Origin of the sequence: Agrobacterium burrii (assembly GCF_017313405.1) — a bacterium.
GTDB classification, from domain to species: domain Bacteria; phylum Pseudomonadota; class Alphaproteobacteria; order Rhizobiales; family Rhizobiaceae; genus Agrobacterium; species Agrobacterium burrii.
Genome location: NZ_JAFLNA010000023.1, coordinates 17,203 through 40,368 on the forward strand (window position 1 = coordinate 17,203; position 23,166 = coordinate 40,368).

Annotated in this window: 28 protein-coding genes; 9 read left to right on the forward strand and 19 right to left on the reverse strand. The window is 59.1% G+C overall.

The window, feature by feature from the left end; genetic code table 11:
* Position 1: 1 nt before the first annotated feature.
* Complete coding sequence (locus tag JZX89_RS27990) at positions 2–742, forward strand: pentapeptide repeat-containing protein (protein ID WP_153513446.1); 741 nt, start codon at positions 2–4, stop codon at positions 740–742.
* Between the two features lie 90 nt (positions 743–832).
* On the opposite strand, the gene JZX89_RS27995 is transcribed toward JZX89_RS27990, so the two are convergent.
* Positions 833–1,849, reverse strand: a complete 1,017-nt coding sequence (locus JZX89_RS27995) for a zinc-binding alcohol dehydrogenase family protein (protein ID WP_207136082.1) — start codon at positions 1,847–1,849, stop codon at positions 833–835.
* 103 nt (positions 1,850–1,952) lie between these two features.
* On the opposite strand from JZX89_RS27995, the gene JZX89_RS28000 reads away from it, so the two are divergent.
* Positions 1,953–2,342: a winged helix-turn-helix transcriptional regulator gene (locus tag JZX89_RS28000; protein WP_149898930.1), complete on the forward strand. Its 390-nt coding sequence runs from the start codon at positions 1,953–1,955 to the stop codon at positions 2,340–2,342.
* Positions 2,343–2,462: 120 nt separating this feature from the next.
* Positions 2,463–3,299, forward strand: a complete 837-nt coding sequence (locus JZX89_RS28005) for an undecaprenyl-diphosphate phosphatase (protein WP_174372829.1) — start codon at positions 2,463–2,465, stop codon at positions 3,297–3,299.
* A gap of 68 nt (positions 3,300–3,367) precedes the next feature.
* Here JZX89_RS28005 and mgtE read toward each other — a convergent pair whose 3' ends face one another.
* Positions 3,368–4,741, reverse strand: coding sequence for a magnesium transporter (gene mgtE / locus JZX89_RS28010; RefSeq protein ID WP_174372828.1), 1,374 nt, complete (start codon positions 4,739–4,741; stop codon positions 3,368–3,370).
* 248 nt (positions 4,742–4,989) lie between these two features.
* Entirely contained in the window at positions 4,990–6,234 is a 1,245-nt protein-coding gene (locus tag JZX89_RS28015) for an MFS transporter (protein ID WP_207136083.1), read from the reverse strand.
* A gap of 235 nt (positions 6,235–6,469) precedes the next feature.
* Between JZX89_RS28015 and JZX89_RS28020 the strand changes: the two genes are divergently transcribed.
* The 3 genes from JZX89_RS28020 to JZX89_RS28030 all read left to right on the forward strand — a co-directional run bounded on the left by JZX89_RS28020 (position 6,470) and on the right by JZX89_RS28030 (position 9,577).
* The gene (locus tag JZX89_RS28020) at positions 6,470–7,378 is read left to right on the forward strand and encodes a diacylglycerol/lipid kinase family protein (RefSeq protein WP_207136084.1); all 909 of its coding nucleotides are present in this window, start codon (positions 6,470–6,472) and stop codon (positions 7,376–7,378) included.
* Between the two features lie 292 nt (positions 7,379–7,670).
* Complete coding sequence (locus tag JZX89_RS28025) at positions 7,671–9,044, forward strand: aspartate aminotransferase family protein (RefSeq protein ID WP_207136085.1); 1,374 nt, start codon at positions 7,671–7,673, stop codon at positions 9,042–9,044.
* Between the two features lie 62 nt (positions 9,045–9,106).
* Positions 9,107–9,577: an OsmC family protein gene (locus JZX89_RS28030; protein ID WP_149898936.1), complete on the forward strand. Its 471-nt coding sequence runs from the start codon at positions 9,107–9,109 to the stop codon at positions 9,575–9,577.
* Between the two features lie 586 nt (positions 9,578–10,163).
* Here the strand turns inward: JZX89_RS28030 and JZX89_RS28730 are convergent.
* The 6 genes from JZX89_RS28730 to JZX89_RS28060 form a co-directional block, all read right to left on the reverse strand.
* Entirely contained in the window at positions 10,164–10,247 is an 84-nt protein-coding gene (locus JZX89_RS28730) for a type II toxin-antitoxin system VapB family antitoxin (RefSeq protein ID WP_369809632.1), read from the reverse strand.
* A 60-nt stretch (positions 10,248–10,307) separates the two neighbouring features.
* The gene (gene amn, locus JZX89_RS28040; protein WP_149898939.1) at positions 10,308–11,813 is read right to left on the reverse strand and encodes an AMP nucleosidase; all 1,506 of its coding nucleotides are present in this window, start codon (positions 11,811–11,813) and stop codon (positions 10,308–10,310) included.
* A gap of 103 nt (positions 11,814–11,916) precedes the next feature.
* Positions 11,917–12,090 carry a hypothetical protein gene (locus JZX89_RS28045; protein WP_174372823.1) on the reverse strand — a complete coding sequence of 58 codons (174 nt, stop codon included), beginning with the start codon at positions 12,088–12,090 and terminating at the stop codon, positions 11,917–11,919.
* Between the two features lie 11 nt (positions 12,091–12,101).
* Positions 12,102–12,284 (reverse strand): hypothetical protein, encoded by a 183-nt coding sequence (locus JZX89_RS28050; protein ID WP_174372822.1) that lies wholly within the window; start codon positions 12,282–12,284, stop codon positions 12,102–12,104.
* Between the two features lie 159 nt (positions 12,285–12,443).
* A complete protein-coding gene (locus tag JZX89_RS28055) occupies positions 12,444–13,040 on the reverse strand; it encodes an AAA family ATPase (protein WP_207136086.1) in 597 nt (198 codons plus the stop codon).
* 156 nt (positions 13,041–13,196) lie between these two features.
* Complete coding sequence (locus JZX89_RS28060) at positions 13,197–13,535, reverse strand: DUF2147 domain-containing protein (protein ID WP_149898942.1); 339 nt, start codon at positions 13,533–13,535, stop codon at positions 13,197–13,199.
* A gap of 586 nt (positions 13,536–14,121) precedes the next feature.
* On the opposite strand from JZX89_RS28060, the gene JZX89_RS28065 reads away from it, so the two are divergent.
* Positions 14,122–14,388 (forward strand): SEL1-like repeat protein, encoded by a 267-nt coding sequence (locus JZX89_RS28065; RefSeq protein WP_046798706.1) that lies wholly within the window; start codon positions 14,122–14,124, stop codon positions 14,386–14,388.
* 289 nt (positions 14,389–14,677) lie between these two features.
* Here the strand turns inward: JZX89_RS28065 and JZX89_RS28070 are convergent, their stop codons facing one another.
* On the reverse strand, positions 14,678–15,790 hold the full coding sequence (locus tag JZX89_RS28070; RefSeq protein ID WP_207136087.1) for a pyridoxal phosphate-dependent aminotransferase: 1,113 nt from the start codon (positions 15,788–15,790) through the stop codon (positions 14,678–14,680).
* 137 nt (positions 15,791–15,927) lie between these two features.
* Complete coding sequence (locus JZX89_RS28075) at positions 15,928–16,275, reverse strand: hypothetical protein (protein WP_149898944.1); 348 nt, start codon at positions 16,273–16,275, stop codon at positions 15,928–15,930.
* Positions 16,276–16,603: 328 nt separating this feature from the next.
* Here JZX89_RS28075 and JZX89_RS28080 point away from each other — a divergent pair, with 328 nt between their 5' ends.
* Positions 16,604–17,821, forward strand: a complete 1,218-nt coding sequence (locus JZX89_RS28080; RefSeq protein WP_207136094.1) for an NAD(P)/FAD-dependent oxidoreductase — start codon at positions 16,604–16,606, stop codon at positions 17,819–17,821.
* Positions 17,822–17,828: 7 nt separating this feature from the next.
* Positions 17,829–18,629 carry an aldolase/citrate lyase family protein gene (locus JZX89_RS28085; protein WP_174372819.1) on the forward strand — a complete coding sequence of 267 codons (801 nt, stop codon included), beginning with the start codon at positions 17,829–17,831 and terminating at the stop codon, positions 18,627–18,629.
* A 3-nt stretch (positions 18,630–18,632) separates the two neighbouring features.
* Here the strand turns inward: JZX89_RS28085 and JZX89_RS28090 are convergent, their stop codons facing one another.
* From JZX89_RS28090 to JZX89_RS28125, 8 genes are all read right to left on the reverse strand, one after another.
* Positions 18,633–18,809: a hypothetical protein gene (locus JZX89_RS28090; RefSeq protein ID WP_174372818.1), complete on the reverse strand. Its 177-nt coding sequence runs from the start codon at positions 18,807–18,809 to the stop codon at positions 18,633–18,635.
* A 93-nt stretch (positions 18,810–18,902) separates the two neighbouring features.
* Positions 18,903–19,244 (reverse strand): hypothetical protein, encoded by a 342-nt coding sequence (locus JZX89_RS28095; protein WP_149898946.1) that lies wholly within the window; start codon positions 19,242–19,244, stop codon positions 18,903–18,905.
* Between the two features lie 198 nt (positions 19,245–19,442).
* Positions 19,443–20,537, reverse strand: a complete 1,095-nt coding sequence (locus tag JZX89_RS28100) for a tyrosine-type recombinase/integrase (protein WP_207136088.1) — start codon at positions 20,535–20,537, stop codon at positions 19,443–19,445.
* A 226-nt stretch (positions 20,538–20,763) separates the two neighbouring features.
* The gene (locus JZX89_RS28105) at positions 20,764–21,057 is read right to left on the reverse strand and encodes a hypothetical protein (protein ID WP_207136089.1); all 294 of its coding nucleotides are present in this window, start codon (positions 21,055–21,057) and stop codon (positions 20,764–20,766) included.
* Between the two features lie 23 nt (positions 21,058–21,080).
* Positions 21,081–21,395, reverse strand: a complete 315-nt coding sequence (locus JZX89_RS28110; RefSeq protein ID WP_207136090.1) for a hypothetical protein — start codon at positions 21,393–21,395, stop codon at positions 21,081–21,083.
* A gap of 3 nt (positions 21,396–21,398) precedes the next feature.
* Entirely contained in the window at positions 21,399–22,430 is a 1,032-nt protein-coding gene (locus JZX89_RS28115; RefSeq protein ID WP_207136091.1) for a DUF551 domain-containing protein, read from the reverse strand.
* Positions 22,430–22,642, reverse strand: a complete 213-nt coding sequence (locus JZX89_RS28120) for a hypothetical protein (protein ID WP_207136092.1) — start codon at positions 22,640–22,642, stop codon at positions 22,430–22,432. Before JZX89_RS28120 ends, JZX89_RS28115 begins: the two co-directional genes overlap by 1 nt.
* A gap of 48 nt (positions 22,643–22,690) precedes the next feature.
* The coding region (locus JZX89_RS28125; RefSeq protein ID WP_207136093.1) for a pentapeptide repeat-containing protein at positions 22,691–23,166 on the reverse strand (476 nt) is incomplete at its 5' end.

The window sequence follows — 23,166 nt, forward strand, 5'->3', positions numbered from 1 at the left end:
AATGTCCGGCGTTCAGAAGCTGAATATCGTGCGGAAGACAAGGTTTGGTGCCGCTTTGGCGGCCGGCGTGGTTATTGCCGTTTCGCTGAGCGGCGGTCCGCTGGTGGCTGCCAGCTGCCGCACCGATGCCATGGCCGGCATAGACTGGCGCGAATGCAACAAGCGCCTTTTGATGCTGGGCGGCAGCAATCTCGATTCGGCGATGCTTTACGGCACAGACTTCACCTATACCGACCTGCGCGGCTCTTCGATGAAGGGCGCCAATCTTGAAAAGGCGAAACTCATCCGCACGGCGCTGGGGGAGGCGAACCTGCAGGGCGCCAATCTGACCAAGGTGGAAGCTTATCGCAGCGACTTTAGCGCCGCCGACGCCACCAATGCGAAATTTATCAACGCCGAAATGCAGCGCACCAAGTTCGAAAAAACCAAGCTTGACGGCACGGATTTCACCAAGGCCGAACTCGGGCGCGCCGATTTCGAGGGTGCAACGCTGAACGGCTCGAAATTTTCCCTCACCAACCTGTCGCGCGCCCGCTTCGGCGGCGCGACACTTGGCGGGCCGGTGGATTTCACCAGTGCCTTCCTGCTCCTGACGCGCATCGAGGGGCTCGATCTTTCCACCGCGACGGGGCTGGAGCAAAGGCAGGTCGATATTGCCTGCGGCGACGCCAAGACAAAATTGCCGAGCGGCCTGACCACGCCCGCATCATGGCCATGCCCGGAAGATCCGGACGACGACTGATAAAGAGAAAGCCACGCGAGATTTTTCGCGCGTGGCAGAGGCACCGGGCGGAATTGGCGCGCCCGCGATGGGGACGCGCCGTCGTGTCGATCAGAAGCCCGAAAGCACGATCTTGCCCTTGGCCTTGTTGCTCTCGATCAGCGCATGCGCCTTGATGAGATTTGCTGCATTGATGGTGCCGAAGACTTCCGTCAGCGTCGTCTTGATCTTGCCGCCATCGACCAGTTGCGCAACGTGGTTCAGCAGCTTGTGCTGCTCGATCATGTCTGGCGTCTCAAACACGGCGCGGGCAAACATCATTTCCCAATGGATCGATACGCATTTGCGCTTGAAGGCCATGACGTCGAAACCGCCGGCCGGATCGTCGATCAGCGCGAACCGGCCCTGTGGCGCAATGGCCGCCACGCTGTCGGCGGCGTGAATGTCGCTATGGGTGGTGGAGAAGACAAAGCCCGGTGCGCCGAGGCCAAGTGCTTCCACCTGCGGAGCAATCGGCTTGCTGTGATCGACGACGTGATGCGCCCCCAGTTCCTTTGCCCACGCCATCGTGTCCGGCCGTGACGCCGTGGCGATGACGGTAAGGTCCGTCAGCGCCCGCAAAAGCTGGATGGCGATCGAGCCGACGCCACCGGCGCCACCGATGACCAGAACGGCATTTGCGGCACCCGGAACCGGCTCCTTCACCCGCAGCCGGTCGAACAGCGTTTCGTAGGCGGTGATTGCGGTCAGCGGTAGTGCTGCAGCTTCCTCGAAATTCAGCGATGTCGGCTTTGCGCCCACAATGCGCTCATCGACCAGATGGAATTCGCTGTTGGAACCGGGACGGTTGATGACACCGGCGTAAAACACCTCGTCGCCCGGCTTGAACAGCGAGACCTTGTCGCCGACGGCCTTCACCACGCCCGCAGCGTCGAAGCCAAGCACGCGGGTAGCACCATTTTCCGGCGGCTGATTGCGGCGCACCTTGGTGTCGACGGGATTGACCGAAACCGCCTTCACCTCCACCAGAATATCGTGCCCCTTCGCCTCCGGCTGGGGCAGGTCGATATCGACAAGCGCATCCTTTGCGGTGATGGGCAAGTTCGTCTTGTAACCGATGGCGCGCATGAACAGTCTCCTTTGCTTGTTTGCGTGCCTCTTACTTGATACATATGAACATCGATCGCAAGAATGCACATTTTGTGATGATACATACAAAAAGGATACTGTGATGTCGCGACCGCGCGCCAAGCTGACAGGCAATTTCCCCGGCTGCCCGGTGGAATCGGCTTTGAGTTTTCTCGATGGCAAATGGAAAGGCGTGATCCTTTATCACCTCATCAACGAAGGCGTCCTGCGCTTCAACGAGCTGCGCCGCCACATTCCAAGTGTCACCCAGCGCATGCTGACCAAGCAGCTGCGCGAACTGGAAGAGGCGGGTCTGATTTCGCGCACCGTCTTCCCGGTGGTGCCGCCACGTGTGGATTACGCGCTGACACCGCTTGGCGACACCATGAAGCCGGTGATTTCGGCGCTGAAAAGCTGGGGTGACGCCCATGTCGTCTGCAAGAACGGCGCGAAATACACACAGCTTCCGCAGGCCGCGGAAAAGGCCGCCTGAAAAATCACGGGTAAAACCACGTGCCGCTCTCAATGCTCGGGATGGTGCGATGCAACATGCATTTGCCCCGATTAATGCATAATGCTGCCATCGTGATTCGCAGCAGGGACATCAAAGCACATGAGCATGGGTTGGATGGAGGCCGGGTTTCTCGGCCTTTTGCAAGGGCTTACGGAGTTTCTTCCGGTTTCTTCAAGCGCGCATCTGCGCATCGCCGGGGAGTTTCTCCCCTCCGGCACCGATCCGGGCGCCGCCTTCACTGCGATTACGCAAATCGGCACGGAAATGGCAGTACTGGTCTATTTCTGGTCCGATATCATGCGCATCGCCGCCGCCTGGCTAAGGCAGAACCTTCGCCTTGGCCCCTATGACAAGGCCGATGCCCGGCTTGGTTGGCTGATTATCATCGGTTCGGTACCGATCGTGTTTCTCGGCCTGTTCTTCAAGGACGCCATCGAACATTCGCTGCGCAACCTCTATATCACCGCCGTGATGCTGATCGTCTTTGGCATCGTTCTCGGCATTGCCGACAGGATCGGTGAGAAGCGCTACAAGCTCAACCAGCTGATCTGGCGCGATGGCATCCTGTTCGGTTTCGCGCAGGCCATGGCGCTCATCCCCGGTGTCTCGCGCTCGGGCGGCACCATCAGCGCCGGCCTGCTGCTCGGCTATACCCGCGAGGCAGCTGCCCGTTATTCCTTCCTGCTCGCCGTTCCCGCCGTCTTCGGCTCCGGCTTCTACCAGCTCTTCAAAAGCATCGGTGAAGACAATCCGGTCGGCTGGGGGCCAACAGGTCTCGCGACCCTGATCGCCTTCATTGTCGGTTATGCGGTGATTGTCGTCTTCCTCAAGCTGGTCTCCACCAAGAGCTATATGCCCTTCGTCTGGTATCGCGTGGTCATCGGCTTCATCCTGCTTGCGCTTCTGGGAACGGGCGTCATCAGCGCCGGCGGCTGATGAGCACTTGCGCGCAGGCGCATTCCGCAAATGAAAAGGCCCGCTCGGAAAAGCGGGCCTTTTGTCTTTTAAAGCAATGTGCCGCTGAGGATCACCAGCGCCACCGAGAAGTAGATGACGAGGCCGCTGACATCCACCAGCGTGGCGACGAAGGGGGCAGACGCGCTGGCGGGGTCGAGACGCAGGCGCTGCAGGATGAAGGGCAGCATGGAGCCTGCAAGCGAACCGAAGGTGACGATGCCGACAAGTGCCGAAAACACGGTGGCGCCCACCAGCAGCCAGTGGTCGCCGTAGTCGTAAAACCCGGCCTGCTGCCAGACGGTGAGCCGCAGGAAACCGATGGCGCCCAGAATGCAGCCGAGCGTCAGACCCGTCGGAATTTCCCGCAGCAGCACCCGCCACCAGTCGGAAAGCTTCAGTTCGCCAAGCGCCAGCGCCCGAATGATGAGCGAGGTGGCCTGCGAACCGGAGTTACCGCCCGAAGACATGATGAGCGGAATGAACAGCGTCAGCACCACGGCCTTTTCCAGCTCACCCTCGAAATGCTGCATGGCGCTTGCCGTCAGCATCTCACCGAGGAAGAGTGCTGCGAGCCAGCCGGCGCGCTTGCGGATCATGTCCGGGAAGCCGATCGTCATATAGGGCTTACCCAGCGCTTCCATACCGCCGAACTTGTGGGCGTCTTCCGTAGTGTCGGCGATCATGGTGTCGATCACGTCGTCAACGGTGACGATGCCGAGAATATGCGAGTGATCGTCAACGACGGGCAGCGCCAGAAGGTCGTGCTTGCGGATCAGCCGGGCGACATCCTCCTGCGACATCAAGGGGCTGGCGCAGACGATGCCTTCCTTCGATGCGACGGAGAGAATGGAAGCGCCGGCTTCGCCGGTCAGCAGGCGGCGCAGCGTCACAACGGTCGTCAGCGTTCCATCCTGCGCCAGCACATAGATGGCATAGACCGTTTCACGCGAGCGCTCGACGACGCGGATGTGCGAAAGGGTCTGTTCCACCGTCCAGTCGTCAGGCACGCTGACGAATTCCGTGGTCATGATCGAGCCGGCGGTGCGCGGCGGATACCCCATCAGATGTTTGATGGAGAGAGCCGTCGTGCGGTCCAGCCTTGCAAACAGCTTTGCGCGCGGTTCTTCGGCCATTTCCGCCATGACGTCGGCAACGCGGTCGTCAGACATCAGGTTGACGAAGCGGGCAGCCTGTTCAACAGGAATATGGGCGATGATGGCGGCTGCGCCATGCAGTTCGGGCCGGTCGAGAATGGCGACGGCCTTTGCCTGCGGCATGGCGAGCAGGGCGGTTGCGGCATCACCGACCTCAAGCGTGTTGAGGTACTCGACGCGTTCGGCAATGGTGGTGGAGCCGGCATTTCCGCTACGAAGAAGACGTGCGGCCTTGCTGGCCCTCTGGGAGAGGTTGTGGAAGTTCATGATTGCTCACCTTTCCGTCGATTCGCCGATAACGGCGAACGCGGTGGTGAGCCGACAGCGTCGGATCAGTTCACGTTCGCCGCTTTCGGCAAAGGCAATCGACTGCTACTGTCGCTAGACATCTAATGATGCTCCGTTGAAATCCGCGCTGGGCCGGTCGGCCCTGCGCGTAAAGCCGTGTTGCGCCTGAAACAAAAAAGAGTCAAGCGCCCGATTGTGAATTTTCCGTAAGCTTCGATGCGGCCGGTTCAGGCCGCCTTTTCGCGCCGCTCGACGGTGACGGAAACAAGGAAAACCCCAAGCCCGAGAAGGGACAAAACCGCGCCGACATAACCGGTTGAGGCAAAACCGAAGCCCATGGAAATCACGAGCCCGCCGAGCCATGCGCCGAGTGCGTTGGCGATGTTGAAGGCGGAATGGTTGGAGGCGGCGGCCAGCGTCTGGGCATCCTGCGCCACATCCATCAGCCGCGTCTGCACAGCGGGGCACGCGGCAAAACCGCAGCCGATCAGGAAGACGCAGAGGCACAGCATGAACGGATCATGCGCGGTCATGCCGAACAGGACCATGACAAGCACGTTAAAGGCCAGCATGCCGCCAATCGTGCCGTTGAGCGAGATATCGGCAAGCCGCGAGCCGACCACATTGCCGACATTCATGCCGATGCCGAACAGCGCCAGCACCATGGAAACGGTGGAAACCGGCATCATCGCCACATCAGTGGTGGTCTTGGCGATATAGCTGAACACCGAGAACATGCCGCCGAAACCGACGGAGGCTATGGCAAGCGTCAGCCACACCTGCACGCGGCGGAAAGCGCCGAGTTCGCGCCAGACGCTGGCGCCTTCCTCCACCCGGTCACGCGGCTGGAACAGCCACAACAGGGCGACGGTGAGAAGCGCTATGCCGCCGACCAGCATGAAGGCGGCGCGCCAGGACAGCAGCTGGCCGAAGAAGGTGGCGAGCGGTGTGCCGAGCAGCGTGGCGATGGTGAGGCCGAGCATGACGCGGCCGACGGCGCGGGCGCGTTTATGGATCGGCGCCATGGAGGCCGCCACCAGCGCGGCAACGCCGAAATAGGCGCCATGCGGCAGGCCGGTGATGAAGCGCAGCACGGTAAAGCTCAAAAAATCCGGTGCGATGGCGCTCAGGATATTGCCGGCCGCAAAAAGACCCATCAGGCCGAGGAGCAAAGCGCGCCGCGTCATGCGCGCCGCCAGAACCGCGATGATCGGTGCACCGATGACGACACCAAGCGCATAGGCGGTGATGACATAACCCGCCTGCGGCACCGTCACACCATACGTCGTGGCAACGTCAGGCAAGAGGCCCATAATGGCGAATTCGCCGGTGCCGATGCCGAAGCCACCGGCGGCCAGAGCCAGTTCTATAAGCGCGATGGCAAGCGGCGACAGCGCCACGGCCGGAGCGTCCGTGTAAACGGTTTCATTCTCCGCTGCGGGGTGGGCTTCGGAAATTTTCGACTGGCTCATGGTGACCTGAGAAGGGGGAGTACCCAACAGAAAAAAGGGCAAGACCGTATGGGAGCGGTCTGCCCTGACTGGAGATGCGCGGTCATGAAAATGACCTTAAGTGACCTCTAACATGAAATGACGCGTTGCGGTAGAGCGATTCTCGGCAAAAGAGCATCTTCACGCGATGGTGTTTGGAACCCTATATAACCCCAGGCATTTACGCGCGGCTGCCTCACAGGATCAGGTTGGAAACATGAAGCTCATCGCAATTTTCAATCGTGACGGCGGCACCTTTCGCACCACGGATATGGATGCCTATTGCGAACACGCCCATGCAGTCTTTTCCCGTGCCGGGCACACGATCGATTGCCGTTTGGTTTCCGGAAAAGACATTGTCGAGGAAATGCAACGCGCCGCCGATGAGCCTGATATTGAAGGCATTATTGCCGGCGGTGGCGATGGCACCATTTCGGCCGCCGCCGGCATTGCCTGGAAACAGGGCATTGCACTTGGCATCGTGCCGGCCGGCACCATGAACCTGTTTGCCCGCTCGCTGAAACTGCCGCTCGACATTCGCCTCGCGCTGGAAACGCTGGCGAATGGCGAGATCGCCAGCGTGGATATCGCCAGCGCCAATGGCCGCCTTTTCGTCCACCAGTTTTCCGCTGGCCTGCATTCGCGCATGGTGCGCTACCGCAACAATCTCGCTTTCGCCTCCCGTCTCGGCAAGATCAAGGCAAGCATCCGCGCCGCCATCAGCGTCATCCTCAATCCGCCGGTCTTCGAGGTGGAATATACCGTCAACGGTGAAACCCAGCATCGTAAGGTCTCTGCCATTTCCGTCTCCAACAATGAATTTGGCCAGAATTCGCTGCTGGTGGCGGATAGTGTGTCGGGTGGCCATCTCGGTTTCTATCTCACGGACCCGCTACGCCCCTCCGGCGTAGCTAAGCTCGTTTTCGACATCCTGCGCGGCAGGCTGAAGGAAAATGCTGCCGTCACCGCCATGACGGTCACGGATGTGGAGCTGCATTTTCCGAAAAAGCGCCACGATGTGCGCTGCGTCATCGATGGCGAATTGCTGCCGATGGAGCGGGATGTGGCGCTAGAGGTTCACGCCGGCGAGTTGAAGGTGCTGGTGGGGCCGGCGTTTTTCGCGTAGCGCGTGACCGGAGTGCGTTTGGATTGGGAGCGCGCCGCTTGTTTCTTCTCCCCGCCGGGGAGAAGGTCGCGGCAGCGGGATGAGGGGGCAAGCTCTCGGTCTATCGCTGGCGTCGCCCCCTCATCCGACCCTTCGGGCCACCTTCTCCCCCTCGGGGAGAAGAAACCCAGCCGCATCCGCTCGTTCATGCTGACCCCTAAAAACCACCAGCCTTGCCAAATCAAAGCCGCCCGGCCATGTTCGGTTGCGCGGTAGCGTCAGCGCCGTCGTCTTTGCGGGAGTGCGAACTGTCATGAATGAAGTCTCCAAGCCGATATCCAACCTCGCCGCCATCGATGCCGCCCATCACCTTCATCCGTTTTCCGACATGGGCAAGTTGAACGCCGCCGGCACCCGCATCATCGAGCGAGCCGAAGGGGTATTCATCTATGATAGCACCGGCAAGAAATACCTTGACGCCTTTGCCGGCCTCTGGTGCGTGAATATCGGCTATGGACGCCGTGAAATCGCCGATGTCGTTCAGAGGCAGATGAACGAATTGCCCTATTACAACGCCTTCTTCGGCACCACCACGCCGCCCGCCACGCTGCTGGCGCAGAAGATCGCCTCGCGCGCCGGGCCTGACATGAACCATGTGTTCTTCACCAATTCCGGTTCGGAGGCCACCGACACCTGGTTCCGCATGGCGCGAGTCTACTGGAAAGCGCTCGGCCATCCGACGAAAACGAAGGTCATTGCCCGCCGCAACGGCTATCACGGCTCGACGGTGGCCGGCGCCTCGCTCGGTGGCATGAAGTGGATGCACGAGCAGGGCACTCTGCCGATCGAGGGCGTTGCCCATATTGGCCAGCCCTATTGGTATGCCGAGGGTGGCGATCTTTCGCCCGCTGAATTCGGCCTGAAAGTGGCCCGCGAACTGGATGCGAAAATCGATGAACTCGGCGAGGAAAATGTCGCCGCCTTTGTCGCCGAACCCATTCAGGGGGCAGGTGGCGTCATCGTGCCGCCGGAAACTTACTGGCCGGAAATCGCCCGCATCTGCAAGGCACGCAATATCCTGCTCGTCTCCGACGAGGTGATCTGCGGCTTCGGCCGCCTCGGCTCCTGGTTCGGTTACCAGCATTTCGGCGTGGAGCCGGATTTCGCGCCCGTCGCCAAGGGCCTGTCATCCGGTTATCTGCCGATCGGCGGCGTCATCGTTTCCGACCGGGTGGCGCAAGTGATGTTGTCAGAAGTCGGCGACTTCAACCACGGTTTCACCTATTCCGGCCATCCCGTCTGCGCCACTGCTGCGCTGGAAAATCTCCGCATCATCGAGGATGAGCGGTTGGTGGAGCGTGTGCGTGACGATATCGGCCCTTATTTTTCTGAAGGCTGGAAAAGTCTCACCGACCACGAACTGGTGGGGGAGGCTGTCAACGTCGGCCTGATGGGCGGCCTGCAGATTACGGCCGACAAAGCGACCCGCAGGCGTTTTGCCAAGCCGGATGACATCGGTACCGCCGTGCGCAACCATTGCCTGGCAAACGGCCTTGTCATGCGCGCCACCGGCGACCGTATGCTGGCCTCGCCGGCGCTGACAATCAGCCGCTCGGAAGTGGATGAGATCATCGACACGCTGCGCAAGGGGCTCGATCACGTGCGTGATACGCGAGAGCATTTCTAGGAAAAATGGACCCCGGGTTTCCGTCAGGAAATGCGAAAAAAGGTTCCAAGGGAGGAATGATAATGGCAGGACAGGAACATCATTACGCCGTGCAGGTGAAATGGACCGGCAATCGCGGCAAGGGCACGTCTGGCTATCGCGATTATGAGCGCGACTACACGATTTCCACGGCGGGAAAAGCGGACATCGCCGGTTCCTCAGACCCCGCTTTCCGCGGTGATCCCTCCCGCTGGAACCCGGAAGACCTGCTGGTCGCCTCGCTATCGGCCTGCCACAAGCTCTGGTACCTGCATTTCTGCTCCGTCAACGGTATCATCGTCGAAGACTATGTCGATAATGCTGAAGGCACGCTTGTCATGGAAAAGGACGGCGCGGGGCAATTCAGCGAAGTGGTACTGAAACCGGTCATCACCATCTCGAAGGGGGATGTCGCCCGGGCGGATGAGCTGCACCATGATGCGCATGATAAGTGCTTCATTGCACGGTCGGTGAATTTTCCGGTGCGGGTGGAGGGGACGGTGAAGACGGTTTAGGAAGTGCAGTCAGCCGTTTGTGGCGAGCTGCTGAACTGCTTCCTAACACTCGTCATCATTCTCGCGCCTGCTCACCGCCGTGCGGTTTAGATGAAGCTCCGGCGTCATCCTTGGGCTTGTCCCAAGGATCTAAACACGTCAACAAAATCAGGACGTTGCAGATCCTCGGGACAGGCCCGAGGATGACGTCAGAGTGATTGGCTGGATTTGCCATTCATCGGATGACCCCAATATTTCATTCGTGTCCGAACGATGTAATGCGTCTGAACAGCATTAAAAATCAATGCCATAGACGGTGCTCGAAAATTCAAACCGGACAGCCGTAGGCTCGTCCCAAGGAAAACGCCGAGAAAACGCGCCCACTTTGCGATCAACTTCAATGCAAGGCAGCCTGTCTCGAGATTTAAACCGAGCAGCAGTGGGTCGCGCCGCTGGATGACGGCTCCCGTCTGCCTTCATCCGCTAGGCTTCATCGGTGCTCCAACGATCGCGGATTTCACCGAGATTGCCTTCCCAGCCAATGCCCCGCAGTTCATCGAGCGCACGTCTCTGCTGATGTATCCGGACAAATTCTCTCAAGGCCGTTTCAACCGCCTTGAGCATCGGATAGACCGGTAATTTCCATGATCTCTGCGATCAGTGCGTCATCCAGATCGATCATTATTCGCATTGCAACGCCTCAAGGTGAAGGAACCAACACCGACACCTTGAGGGGCGAGGATGCGCAATCTTACTGAAACGCCGTCTCGTAAAAGCTTCTGAGCTTGCGCGAATGCAGCGTTTCCGTCGGCATGGCGGCGAGCTTCTGTACTGCGCGGATGCCGATTTGCAGATGCTGCGCGACCTGGGTGCGGTAAAACTCCGTCGCCATGCCCGGCAGTTTCAGTTCGCCATGCAGCGGCTTGTCGGAGACACAGAGCAGGGTGCCGTAGGGCACACGGAAGCGGAAGCCGTTCGCCGCTATGGTGGCCGATTCCATGTCGAGCGCGATGGCGCGCGACTGCGACAGGCGTTTGACGGGGCCTGCCTGGTCGCGAAGCTCCCAGTTGCGATTGTCGATGGTGGCGACGGTGCCGGTGCGCATGATGCGCTTCAGCTCGAAGCCCTCGTAACCGGTGACTTCCGCCACAGCACCTTCCAGCGCCAGCTGCACTTCGGCGAGCGCCGGGATAGGCACCCAGACGGGCAGGTCGTCATCCAGAACGTGGTCCTCACGCACATAGGCATGCGCCAGAACATAATCGCCCAGCCGCTGGCTGTTACGCAGGCCGGCGCAATGACCGACCATCAGCCAGGCATGCGGGCGCAGCACGGCGATATGATCGGTGATCGTCTTGGCGTTGGAAGGGCCGACGCCGATATTGACGAGCGTGATGCCGGCATGGCCCTTCTTCTTCAGGTGATAGGCGGGCATTTGCGGCAGGCGGGCGAGCACGGCGTCCGTTTCCGGCCTGTCGGAACCGGCGGGGGTGATGATGTTGCCCGGCTCCACGAAAGCCGTGTAGCCTTCGCCGCCATTCTTCATCATCTGCCGCGCCCATGCGGCGAATTCATCGATATAGAACTGGTAGTTGGTGAACAGCACGAAATTCTGGAAATGGCTGGCGCTGGTTGCCGTATAATGGCTGAGGCGGGCCAGCGAATAGTCGATGCGCTGCGCAGTAAAGGGCGCCAGCGGCGCGGGTTCGCCCGGCACCTGATCATATTCGCCATTGGCGATGAGATCGTCGGTATTGTTGAGATCGGGCGTATCGAACAGATCGCGCAGCGGCACGTCGGAGAGCGAGGATGCGGCTGCCGCCTCGACATAAGCGCCTTCGCCGAAAGCGAAATGCAGCGGAATGGGCGTGGCCGATTCCGACACCGTGACCGGAACGCTATGGTTCTTCATCAGAAGCCCCAGCTGTTCCTTAAGATAATGGCGGAAAAGCTCCGGACGGGTGATCGTCGTCGTATAGACGCCGGGCGCGGTGACGTGACCATAGGAGAGACGCGAGTCGACATGACCGAAGGTCGCGGTCTCAAGGCTGACCTGCGGATAGCAGGCACGGTAACGGCCGGCGATCGGCGCGCCCTTGGCAAGGTCGGTGAAGGAGTTGATCAGGAACGCCGTATTGCGTTCGTAAAGCGCGGTCAAAGCCTCGACTGCTTCTTTCGGGTCCGTGAAGGACTGCGGCGCGAAAGGCTCGGGGCTGATAAAGGCGAAGGGTGGAATCGTTCGTTTTTCTATTGTCATGGCCCATTATAAGAGGGCAATTTCGACAGGCAAGCGACAGAAATACGAAGAAGCTGAAAAGAAACGGAAAATACGGTCGGGGCGAGGACGGGGTGGCGAAATTTCAGCCGAGCGCGCCGCGCTGCAGGCTCATCAAGAGCACAAAACCAGCGCCCTTGGATGCCGGGCGGGGATCGGCCTTGTAAACCGCAAGTCCCGCCACCGGGCCGAGAAAGATCGTGGCCATCAGCGCCAGCCGCAGGGCGGAGAACAGGCCATTGGAGAAGGTGCTGGTCATTTGGCCGGTCCTCAAAGCACGACGGGGCAATTGGCGACAGGCGACGGGCCGTGCTGGCAGGCGATTGCCGCCCCCGCATTCACCCGCTGGAAACTGCGGTTGGGGTTGACGACGAGCGAAGCGAAGGACATGGCGAAGATCGCCATGAGAAACGCGAAGATTGCCAACCGGCTGATCAACTTTGTCATGTCCATTCCCCTTTATTGGAGTTGATGGACAGAGTTTTGCCATACTCGGACTGAACGGACCCTGAGACCCCGGTTCATATGGTGTTCAGGGATGTTAACAGGTGGTGACGGGACAGATTAATGCCGCAATGGCACCGGGAGAGACCTCGGTCGCCCGTCGTCTGATCACGAAAAAGAGGCGGTCACGCGCCCGGCAAGATCGGCCACGAGGGTTTCGAGTGCTTGCGGTTTCGTCACGTCGACAACCGGCACGTGATGTTGCTGCGCCGACGCCAGCATCTCGGTATTCTCCCGCAGCGAGCGCTCGATGAAGGCGTCCATGATCCGCCGCTGGCTGGCCGTTGCATCGTCATATCCGGCGTGGGAGCGCATCCTCTCGAGAAGGAAATCATTGCCGGCATGTAGAAACACCCCGGCGACCGTGTTGCCGAGCAGGGGCGATATAAGTTCCGGGCGCAAAGCCGCGCCTTCGAAGATCGCGGGATTGCCGGTATTGGAGCTGCTGTCGATCATCGAGCGGATCAGCGGCCAGATGTTCTGGTGATGCACTTTCAGAAACCAGTGGATCGTGTCTGCCGAAAGCTCTGCGTAATATTCCTCCACCGGCGCCGGTATGCTTGGCCAGGGCCTGCCGGGGTGGCGGGCGAGGCTGTCGGTCGATATCGCCTCACAGCCGAGCTTTTCACTCAGAAGACCGGCTAGGGTGCTTTTGCCCACATGCGAGGTGCCGGCAATCAGGATCGTCGAAAGGGGGAGGGGCATGCGTGCTCTCGTTGGTCTGTGGCTGGGCGGCCACGATACATCAACGATCAGGGATGTTCCACGCGGCATCCGCTCGCGGCCGCACTACAGGCAGATCTCCCGATGCCGCGCCGCGTTGGCTGGCGGCGAGCCGAAGGCCCGCCCGCCGTCCTTCTGTTACAACCGCGTCCATGTCTGCGATTTGCAGAAAACCTTCAGCACGCAGCCCTTCATGCTCAGCGAATTGCCGGAAACGGTGCCGGAGCCGCTATAGGTCTTGTCGTTGGCGGGGTCGGTGATATCACCGGCATAGCTGTTTCCCTTGCCGGAAAGCTTGCCGATCTGTTTGCCCGCATGTTTGCCGGTCTTCAGCGTCACGCAAAAGGCTGCACCGCAGGGGCCGATCACGGCGGTTTCGCCGCTCGCTGTCTTCCAGTTGCCCTCGATTGCCTCTGCGGCAAAGGCAAGGTTGCTGCCCATCATCAGGGCAGCGGCAATCATCAATACGCGTTTCATAAAAACTCCTCCCGAAATTTGCGCAGACTCTTCTGAACCGCACCGGTCATGAAGAAATGGATGCGCATTAAACCCTGTCCCGCATTGCCGATGGTGTGGCGTCCTGCGACGCGATCACCTTTTTGGCCATGCTATCCTTTGCCTGTCTCATCCTCATAACAGGCAGGCGAATACTATTTTACGTTCACGTAAAAGGAAATAGAAATTTGCCGTCATGGAGAGGCATTTGCGACTGTCTGCGGAGTGGAGACGGGCGAATTTGAAAATCGGTGTTTGGATCGTGGTGAACGAAGGGTTGAAATCCAGATGTAAACTTTTCGTAAAATTCCTCTGAAAGTCCTTAATTTCCGCACCTCGTGATATTTAACAAAAACCCAATTTTACCAATCGTTTGCAGTTTGTTTGCGGCCTATTAATCATGCCTTTTAAGCGCCCGTTGAAAGGCTTGGCGCATAGTGAACTCATCAAAAGCGCAGGGAAAACCTGCCGGCCCAAAGGACAAAAAGCCGCATAAGACGGCGGTTCTGAAGGTTAGCCTCATAAAGAAGGCGATTGATGAAACAGGTAGAAGACAGGGATAAAAACGATGGCACGCTTTGAAATTCGCGATATCGAAATGGCAGTTGCCGGTGGCGAAACCCGCGCCGACACCCTTTGCAATCTCGGCCTGGTCTATGCGACCGGCCGGGGCTGCACGGTGGATCTGGTTGCGGCCCACAAATGGCTCAACATCGCCGCGATCCGCGGATCGGAAAGAGCAGCCTCGCTGCGTGCGGATCTCGCCCGCAACATGACGAAGGCGGAACTGGCCGAAGCGCTCCGTGCCGCCCGCGACTGGATGACGATGCACTAACGCACCGCATCCACGACAGAATTTCCGGCCCGGCTCCCTCCAGTCCCGATGACCGGTGTAAACGAAAGTAAACCCGAAGGGGAACGCGGCGAGGGCTTTGAAGAAAAGCTTTTGCGCTGACACATCAAACCGCGACCGGCAGGAACAAGGCCGGCGCGGTTTTCTTATGTTCGGCGATGTCGGTTACGGAAAATGATTCGCGAACAGTGGTTTGCGGCGTGGTTTTGAATCGCATTCGCAGCATATGGCTCAAGGCCGCAATGACGGAAGCGAGAGCCTGTCGTCCGCCTCACCCAATCGCCTTGATAACCTTCGGCAATGCCTGTTCGAAAAGGTCGAGCTTGTCGTCTGGCCCGACGCTCACGCGAATGCAGCGGTTGAGCGGCGCGACGCCCGGCATGCGGATGAACACGCCATGCTCCATCAATCCATCAACGATGGCGCGGGCATAAGCGCCGTCGCGGTGACAATCGATGGTGACGAAATTGGTGGCCGAGGGCAGCGGTGCAAGGCCGTTGTCGCGGGCAATTGCGGAAATGCGATCGCGGGCAGCGGAAATTTTGCCAACGACCTCATGCAGATAGGCTTGATCCTTGAGTGCCGCGAGGGCGCCGGCGACAGATATGCGCGCCATGCCGAAATGGTTGCGGATCTTGTCGAAGGCTTCGACATTGCCAAGCGTGCCGATGGCATAACCGACGCGTGCGCCGGCCAGCCCATAGGCCTTTGAGAAGGTGCGCATGCGCAGGATGTTCGGCTGGCCGATCAGCGCGTCGATGGCCGGCACGGCGCTGGCGGGCGCGGTTTCGCAATAGGCCTCGTCCAGAATGAGCAGGCAGGTTTCCGGCAGCGCGCGCGCAAAGGCAACGACCTCACTCGCCTCCCACCAGCTTCCCATCGGATTATCCGGATTGGCGAAATAGACCAGCGGCGCGTTTTCGCGGATGACGAGATCGAGAAGCCCATCGAGGTCTTCGTGATCGTCCACATAGGGCGTGGTCACGAGTTTCCCGCCAAAACCGTTCACATGATAATTGAAGGTGGGATAACCGCCAAACGAGGTCACAACAGGCGTACCGGGCTCGACAATCAGCCGGGCGATCTCACCCAGCAATCCGTCCACGCCGCTGCCGATTGCGATATTGCCGCGCGCAACGCCGTGATGGATGGCAAGCGCTTCCTTCAATTCGAAATTTTCCGGGTCGCTATACATCCAGGTGTCAGCTGCAGCATCGCGCAGGGCCAGAAGCACGGAAGGGGCGGGGCCAAAGCCGCTTTCATTGGCGCCGATCCGCGCTTCCATCTTCAGGCCACGGTTCCGCTCGATGGCTTCCGGGCCGACGAAGGGAACGGTTGAAGGGAGCGAGACGGCAAGCGGCGTAAGGCGTGAAAAAGCGGACATTGGCTGAAAGTTCCGGTAGCTGTGTTTGAAAACCCGGCTCACAATAGGTGCAAAAAAACCGGACGCAAGCCGCGCCCGGTTATCCAATGACTGTTTTGGAACAGTTTTTTCCGCCCCCGTGCCGTCCGCCGTGCCGCTCAGGCGCTGGTCTCGAAGCTCAGCCGGCGCACATGGTGCAGGAATTCGGCATCGATCAGCATGTTGAAGCCGATGGTGACCTTTTCCTCTTCCCGGCGGATCAGCGTGCAGCCGATCTCATCGCGGATGCCGAGAATTTCCAGATAGAAATTGGCGGGCATTTCCAGATGCGGCCCGACTTCGATCTCTGCGCCATAAAGGGAAATGGTGCGCACGAGGCAGCGCAGGGTGTCGCTGGCGCTCAGATGATGCCCGATGAAGGTGATCTTGCCGGGCCGGTCGATCTGAAATTTCTCGTATTTCTCGTCCTGGGGGACGTTCTGACGGGGATCCATATGCAAAGCCATGACAACCTCCCGGATTGCCTCTCCTGATGCTGATTTTAACGCGGCTTCCTTGCCAGGTCGTGAAGGAAATCCGCGCAATTATCTGTTGTCCGTCTCGACATGGGCCAATCTTCGTTTCGCAAGCCGATGTTTCCCTTGATAGAATGCGCGTGGCTCGGTCCGGTTGCAGGCGTGTCGCAGCCTGTGCTGATAATGTGTCATGCTTGCACCGGGCTGGCGTCGCAGCGTGGTTGACGCGGGCCGTACTTGGCGTTACGCCTGATCCGGCAATATGGCTTCGCGAGCATGGCAGGATCGGCCTGTCGCTATTCGTGTCTGGGAGTGGAATGTGACGGGAAGGCTGGTAATCGTCGGGGCGGGGCAGGCCGCTTTCGCGCTGGCGGCAAAGCTCCGGGCGCTGAAGGATGAGCGTCCCATCACCATCGTCGGCTCCGAGGATGCCTATCCCTACCAACGGCCGCCGCTCTCCAAAAAATACCTTCTCGGCGAGATGAGTTTCGACCGGCTGATGTTCCGCCCGCAGGAGTGGTACGCGGACAATAATGTCGATATCCGGCTGTCCACCTGGGTGGAAGATATCGACCGCAAGGCCAAAACGGTGCGCATGCAGGATGGCAGCACGCTTGCCTATGACAAGCTGGTGCTGGCGACCGGGGCAGCACCCCGCCTGTTGCCCGCCAGCATCGGTGGCGATCTGGAAGGGGTCTTGACCGTTCGCGACAAGCGCGATGCTGACCGTCTCATGGAAGAGATGAAGCCGGGCCGCAGGCTGCTGGTGATCGGCGGCGGTTATATCGGCCTTGAAGCGGCCGCGGTTGCCCGCAAGCTCGGCCTTGATGTGACGCTGATCGAAATGGCCGACCGTATTCTCCAGCGCGTGGCGGCGAAAGAAACCGCCGATATCATGCGCGGCATCCATCAGGCGAACGGCGTTTCCATTCGCGAAAAGACCGGCCTCGTGCGCCTTGTCGGCATGGATGGCCGGGTGGCCGCCGCCGAACTGTCCGACGGCTCGACGCTCGATGTGGATTTTGTCATCGTCGGCATCGGCGTGACGCCGAATGACCGGCTTGCCCGCGAATCGGGCCTCGATGTCGGCAACGGCATTGTGGTGGATCACTATACCCGCACATCCGACCGGGACATTCACGCGGTCGGCGATTGCGCCCTGCTGCCATGGCGCGACCAGCATGTGCGTCTCGAATCGGTCCAGAATGCCGTCGATCAGGCCGAGGCGACAGCGGTCGTGCTTGCCGGTACTGAAACCGCCTATGAGGCGAAACCCTGGTTCTGGTCAGATCAATATGAGGTGAAGCTGCAAATCGCCGGCTTCAATCTCGGTTATGACGAGACGGTACTGCGGCCAGGCGCCCGTGAAGGCAGCTGGTCGGTCTGGTATTTCCGCGACGGGCGTTTCGTGGCGGTGGATGCCGTCAATGATGCCAAGGCCTATGTCGCGGGCAAGAAACTGCTCGATACCGGTGCCGAGCCGGATCGCGCCATCCTGGCGGACGCCTCCGCCGATCTGAAATTACTGCTTTCCTGAGGACATCATGCCTGCTCCCGAAAACCGTTTCAAAACCGCCATCCATGCCGGCAAGCCGCAGATTGGCCTCTGGCTCGATATGGGCGAGGCCATTACCGCGGAAATTGCCGGAACCGCGGGTTTCGACTGGCTGGTAATCGATGGTGAGCACGGTCCGAACGATCTGCGCAGCATCATCGATCAGCTGCGGGCGCTCGCCACGTCGTCGGCAGAACCCGTGGTGCGTGTGCCGGTCGGCGAAAGCTGGATGATCAAGCAGCTTCTGGATGCAGGCGCACGCACGCTCCTCGTGCCGATGGTCGATTCGGCCGCGCAGGCTGAAGGTTTGGTCAGCGCCATGCATTATCCGCCGCGCGGCATTCGCGGCATGGGGGCAGCCGTTGCCCGTGCGTCGGCCTTCAACACCATAACCGACTACGCCGATAGCGCCTCCGATAGCGTCTGCCTGCTGGTGCAGGCCGAGACGCGCGCCGCGATCAACGATCTCGACAATATTCTTGCGGTGGAAGGTGTGGATGGCGTCTTCATCGGCCCGGCGGATCTCGCTGCCGACATGGGCTATCTCGGCAGGATCGACGAGCCGGAGGTGCAGGCGGTGATCGAAGCGGCGATCATCAAGATCGTTGCGGCCGGCAAGGCTGCCGGCATTCTCACATTCAATGAGGCCTATAATCGCCGTTATCTCGAGCTCGGCGCGTCCTTCGTCGCCGTTGGCGCCGACGTCACGGAATTTTCCAACACGCTGCGCTCCCTGTCCGCCCGCTACAAGGGCGGGGCAGCGCCTGCGCCGTCGAAATCCGGCTACTAAGTCTCAATCATCGTTGCTGGCATTCAGCTTTTCCGGCGGAATGCCTTCTTCGCCGGAGGCGAGGTAGCCGCTGTTGATAAGGGCGGCGCGGACGATGCGCTGAACGGCCTCGTCCCTGTCGATGCCATGATCTCTGGCAAAATCCACCAATGCCTCTTCAAGATCGTTACTGAACAGCATTTCTGGCCCCCATTCTGGTTGTCTTGACATCAATGCAAAAAAGGCAAGGCGGGACTTTGCCGCCTTGCCTGAATTCTAACTCTTGTGCGGTAATCAGCGCCAGCGATAAAGGCTGCTGTTCGACGAGTTCTGCTGCGTGCCCGCACCAACCGCATAACCGATTGCGAAACCGAGTGCGCCGACGATCGTCAGCAGCGAGGTTGCCGTACCGGGATTTTCCTTGACTGCTTCCACCACATTCTGGCCCTGGGCACGGACATTGCTCGCAGCCTTGCGAACGCGGCCGCGTGCCTCGTCCAGAAATTCGGATGCATCCTCACTCACGCCTTCCGCGCGGGCGGAAACGGATTTGGAGAGCGACGAGATTTGCGAGCGCAGCTCGGCAATCTGGTTTTCGATCGTGTCTTCGACAACATTCAGTTTGGTCTGAGCCATTAGAAACACCTCTTTTGTTACCGAAGCGAGAACGTGCCGACCTTAAAGAAGTTCCCGAATTGCCCGCAAAGTTTCGCGCGCGGCTGTTCAGCCAACAGGTTTTTCGGCTTCTTGGCGAAAAACCCTTGCATTCATTTTTTTTACGCAATAATCAGGCCGCACCGGAGAGGTGGCCGAGTGGTCGAAGGCGCTCCCCTGCTAAGGGCGGGCGTTTTTTATTTTAGTCGCCAATTCATTGTTTTCATTGGTATTTTCCGGTTCAGCGCCTTCGGCTTCTATTTTGTGCTTATTTTGGGATGGTTTAAGGCTGTCGTCGCCGAACACGCTGTCGATCACTGCGTGCCCTTCGTCGGCCTTTGCGTAGGTATCCATCATTACTTTTGGGCTTGCCCAGCCACCAAGTTTTGCCGCCGTAACGACATCCACACCCCTTTTCACAACAAGCTCTGTCGCAAATGAGACACGTCCGGATGAGTGTGGTGGAGCGTATGCGATGCCAGCTCGGTCACAAGTGGTTTTCCATCCGTTGTAGACGGCGTGCCGGCTTGCATATCCAAATAGGCCATTTAGCTTGCGCTTGTTCTTCCTGTGCCGAACCGGAGGAATCGTCATTAACTCCGCAATCATGTTTGCGAGCGGCTCAGATATTCGGGTTACGCGTGGCTTGGTCTTCGTCTTCGTTAGCGCGACTGTCCGGCTGACCAGATCAACATCCTCTGGAAGCACGCGAACTGCTTCACTAATTCGTGCGGCCGTCTCATACATGAAGCGAGCCATTACAGCCATGTGCCGCGATATCGCATGCTTTGCAAACTTTTCGTGCCATTCCCCGTCGACGGCCGACTTCTTCTTTACGTTCTTCACCTCAAATTTTTCTATTTTGATCTGCCGGCCGTCTTGCGCTTGGTACGCATGATTTATCACTGATTGAACAGGGGTTATGACTTGCCTGTTGAGGGTAGATGGCAGCGCATCAGGATAAAGATCGCGCGCATGCGACCGAACCCAAGCCGGTTTCATATCCGACACCTTCCGATGTCCCCACTCCTTAGCAATTTTATCCAGGAAGCGTGGAGATTTCCCATCTGCTTCGTAGGCAATAATCGCCTCAACCAGTTTCAGTTCGGCGTCATATCCTCGAAGGTTGGCGACCTTTATCCGCGCGATGAAGGCGTCAGCTTCCTCTTGCGCCTGCTTTTTTGAAGCAAGGCCAGTGCTTCGTTTCCGCTGCTTACCTTTAGCATCGGTGTAATAGTGGTAGTAGACTTTTCCTCGCTTAAAGGGCGTTGCCATTTCCTGTTTTCCTCTTGGAGAAGCGCAGGTATATCGCGCGATGATATCATCGGAGATCTGCCAATCTTTAGTGACACCCCGATCCGTTTGGACTTTTCCCACACGGTTCTTGCCGTAACAAAAACTCCGGTCGACGCCGTTATTCGTGCCGCTACCTGATCCGGCGTCAACAGTGTTTCCAGAACTGCGTCCGGCGGATCATTGTCGTTGTCAACGGTTCTGGCCATCACCGCTCCTCCGATTGCAGGGCGCGGATAGCGGCGGCAAAACGCGTGTGCTGGCGCTCCATCATCTCGTGATGATCGCTGACAACATGTTCGTGTGACGTTGCGTGCTGTGCCGCCAGATCGTCGTGATAAGCCGCAGCCTCCTCCAGCGCCTTCGCCCTTGCCTCCTTCTCGCGTTTCTCTGCTTCGGTTAGGATTGCAGCAGCTTCGGAGAGCGTGTCGTGTTCATCCTCCGTCAGCGTTTCCGCATTGTCGATGGCGATGAATCTCAGCCGTTCCACGATATCAGTCATGCCGCATCTCCGAAGTCTTTGGCTTATTCAAGCGCAACTCTTTTTGCCGCCGAATACGACCAGTCGAACCCCTGCGCGCCGTGCTTCACGCCAATATATTCACGCAACCAACATACAGCGGTGGCGTCGTCAACGTCTGGCCAATGGGTTTTCAGGCAATGGGACAAGCAAAGATTGAACCAACCCGCAGGCAATTGCTGATCAGGGTGTGATCGGAAATTTCTAATAAGCGCATCATTTACAATGCTTGGCGGTTCGTCATCCATGAACTTGGAAATGGATTGTTTTGCGCCGTCGTCAGAGCTTTTCGATAGAATTCTCCACAGATAGGAAAGCATGTCTCATTCCTCCTGCTTTGTGGGTGCTGCGGGGAGAGGCATCCAGTGGGTAGGCTTGGTATCGCCACTCCTTGGGGACGACACCCACGCATATACCCACTGTTTTTGTTTCCGATCGTATTCGGAAGGACCCCAATATCCTTCAAAGACTCTTCGCCCGTTGAAGAGCAACACGGTGTTGTTCAATCCTTCTTGTGCCGTCTCAATCGACTGCCACCCCGCCACGTCCTGCACCTGTTCTGCGGGGACGTATTTGATGCCGTTCTCTGGCGCACCACCGTCATCTGCATGGCAGAAGTTGGTTGCCGGGTCGAACACGAATGGCTTCCCTGCCGACAGGCAATCAACGATCTCGCTTTCGTCCTGCACCTGTGCGCCGATAGCGTTCTCAGCATTCATGGCGCGTCGGTGCATGGTATCGAAGGCTTTACGCCATTCTCTTGCCCTGTCTTCGTCCGTCCATTTACCGACGTTTGGCAATACGTCCTGCACCTGTGCGGAGAGGGCGGAGAGAATGCTGGCCTCGTAGTTGGCTTGGGCGGCGGCTTTGGCTTCTGCCAGGCTGCCATAAATCGGAAACGGGTCTGTGCCAAAAAGCCGTAGCTCAAAACCTTCTCGGCCCATCGGGCTAATGCGGTATGAGCCAACAACGGACTTCGCCACGAGGTACAAATCGACAGGCTTGCCCGCGTCTCTATTCCACTCCAAAGCCTTCACGGCCACGGATGGCGCGGGAGGGGCGGTGTAGAGCGGTATAACGCCGGGCTCAGTCACGTTTCTTTTTGAGACCTGCTGATAACCTTGTTCCTCAGTCAGCTCAAAAAAGCCAACGGGCTCCGCAGCGGACAGGGCGGCTTCGAGGCCTTCGAGTGCGGCATGGGCGCGACGGACATGTCCGAATGTCATTGGCAACGGGCCTTCAGTTGTCCACCCGACACTGTCTTCGTCAGCGTCATCCATCTTCAGGGCGCCAGTTTCCTCAGCAACAATGCTGAGGAGGGAGCGCAAGTCAGATATGTTCTCGGCGGCGCCCATCACCTTCTCCTCCCATTATCATTAGCCGCGACGAGCTCACGTAGCTTGGAGGCGATGACGCGATTGCGGCCATCCTTCCTGCGCTCGTGCCACATGGCGACCACGACAAGAACGGCCGTCGGTGCGGTTCCGGATGAAAGGTTGGCTACGACTTCAAGACCGTCGCCGGCGTACGGGGAAGGGGTGTAGGTGGTGTCGCGTCTTCTCGACATTTGTGTCTCCTCGATGTGGTGAATAGGGAAGTGAGCGCCGGCAAGCGCTCAGTAATTTTCGGCTTCTTCTTTGGTAATGAAGAAGTGGATGCCAGACGCGCACTCTTCCTGCCAGTTTTCGTCGAAACTGTCCGGATTGACGCGCTCACCGGCTCGGTAGACTGTTATACCGTCGTGGCTACTGACCGCCTGCTCTGCGCCGATGATCTCAATAACATCCGCGAACTCGGCACGGCACTTGCGACCGAACGCGTGGCTGCGTCGCGCTTCTTCAGGAATGCGCAGCTTGACGATGACGTTGTCCTTGCACTTCTTCCATCCAATCAAACTACCCGCAGGTAGGATGCGCGTCTGTGCGATGACCAAATCAGCGTGCTTAGCATCCTTGAGGTTGGCGATGCGGAGGTTGGCGCTGCGGAGGTCGGCGCCGTAGAGGTTGGCGCTGCGGAGGTTGGCGCTGCGGAGGTCGGCGCCGTAGAGGTTGGCGCTGCGGAGGTCGGCGCCGTAGAGGTTGGCGCTGCGGA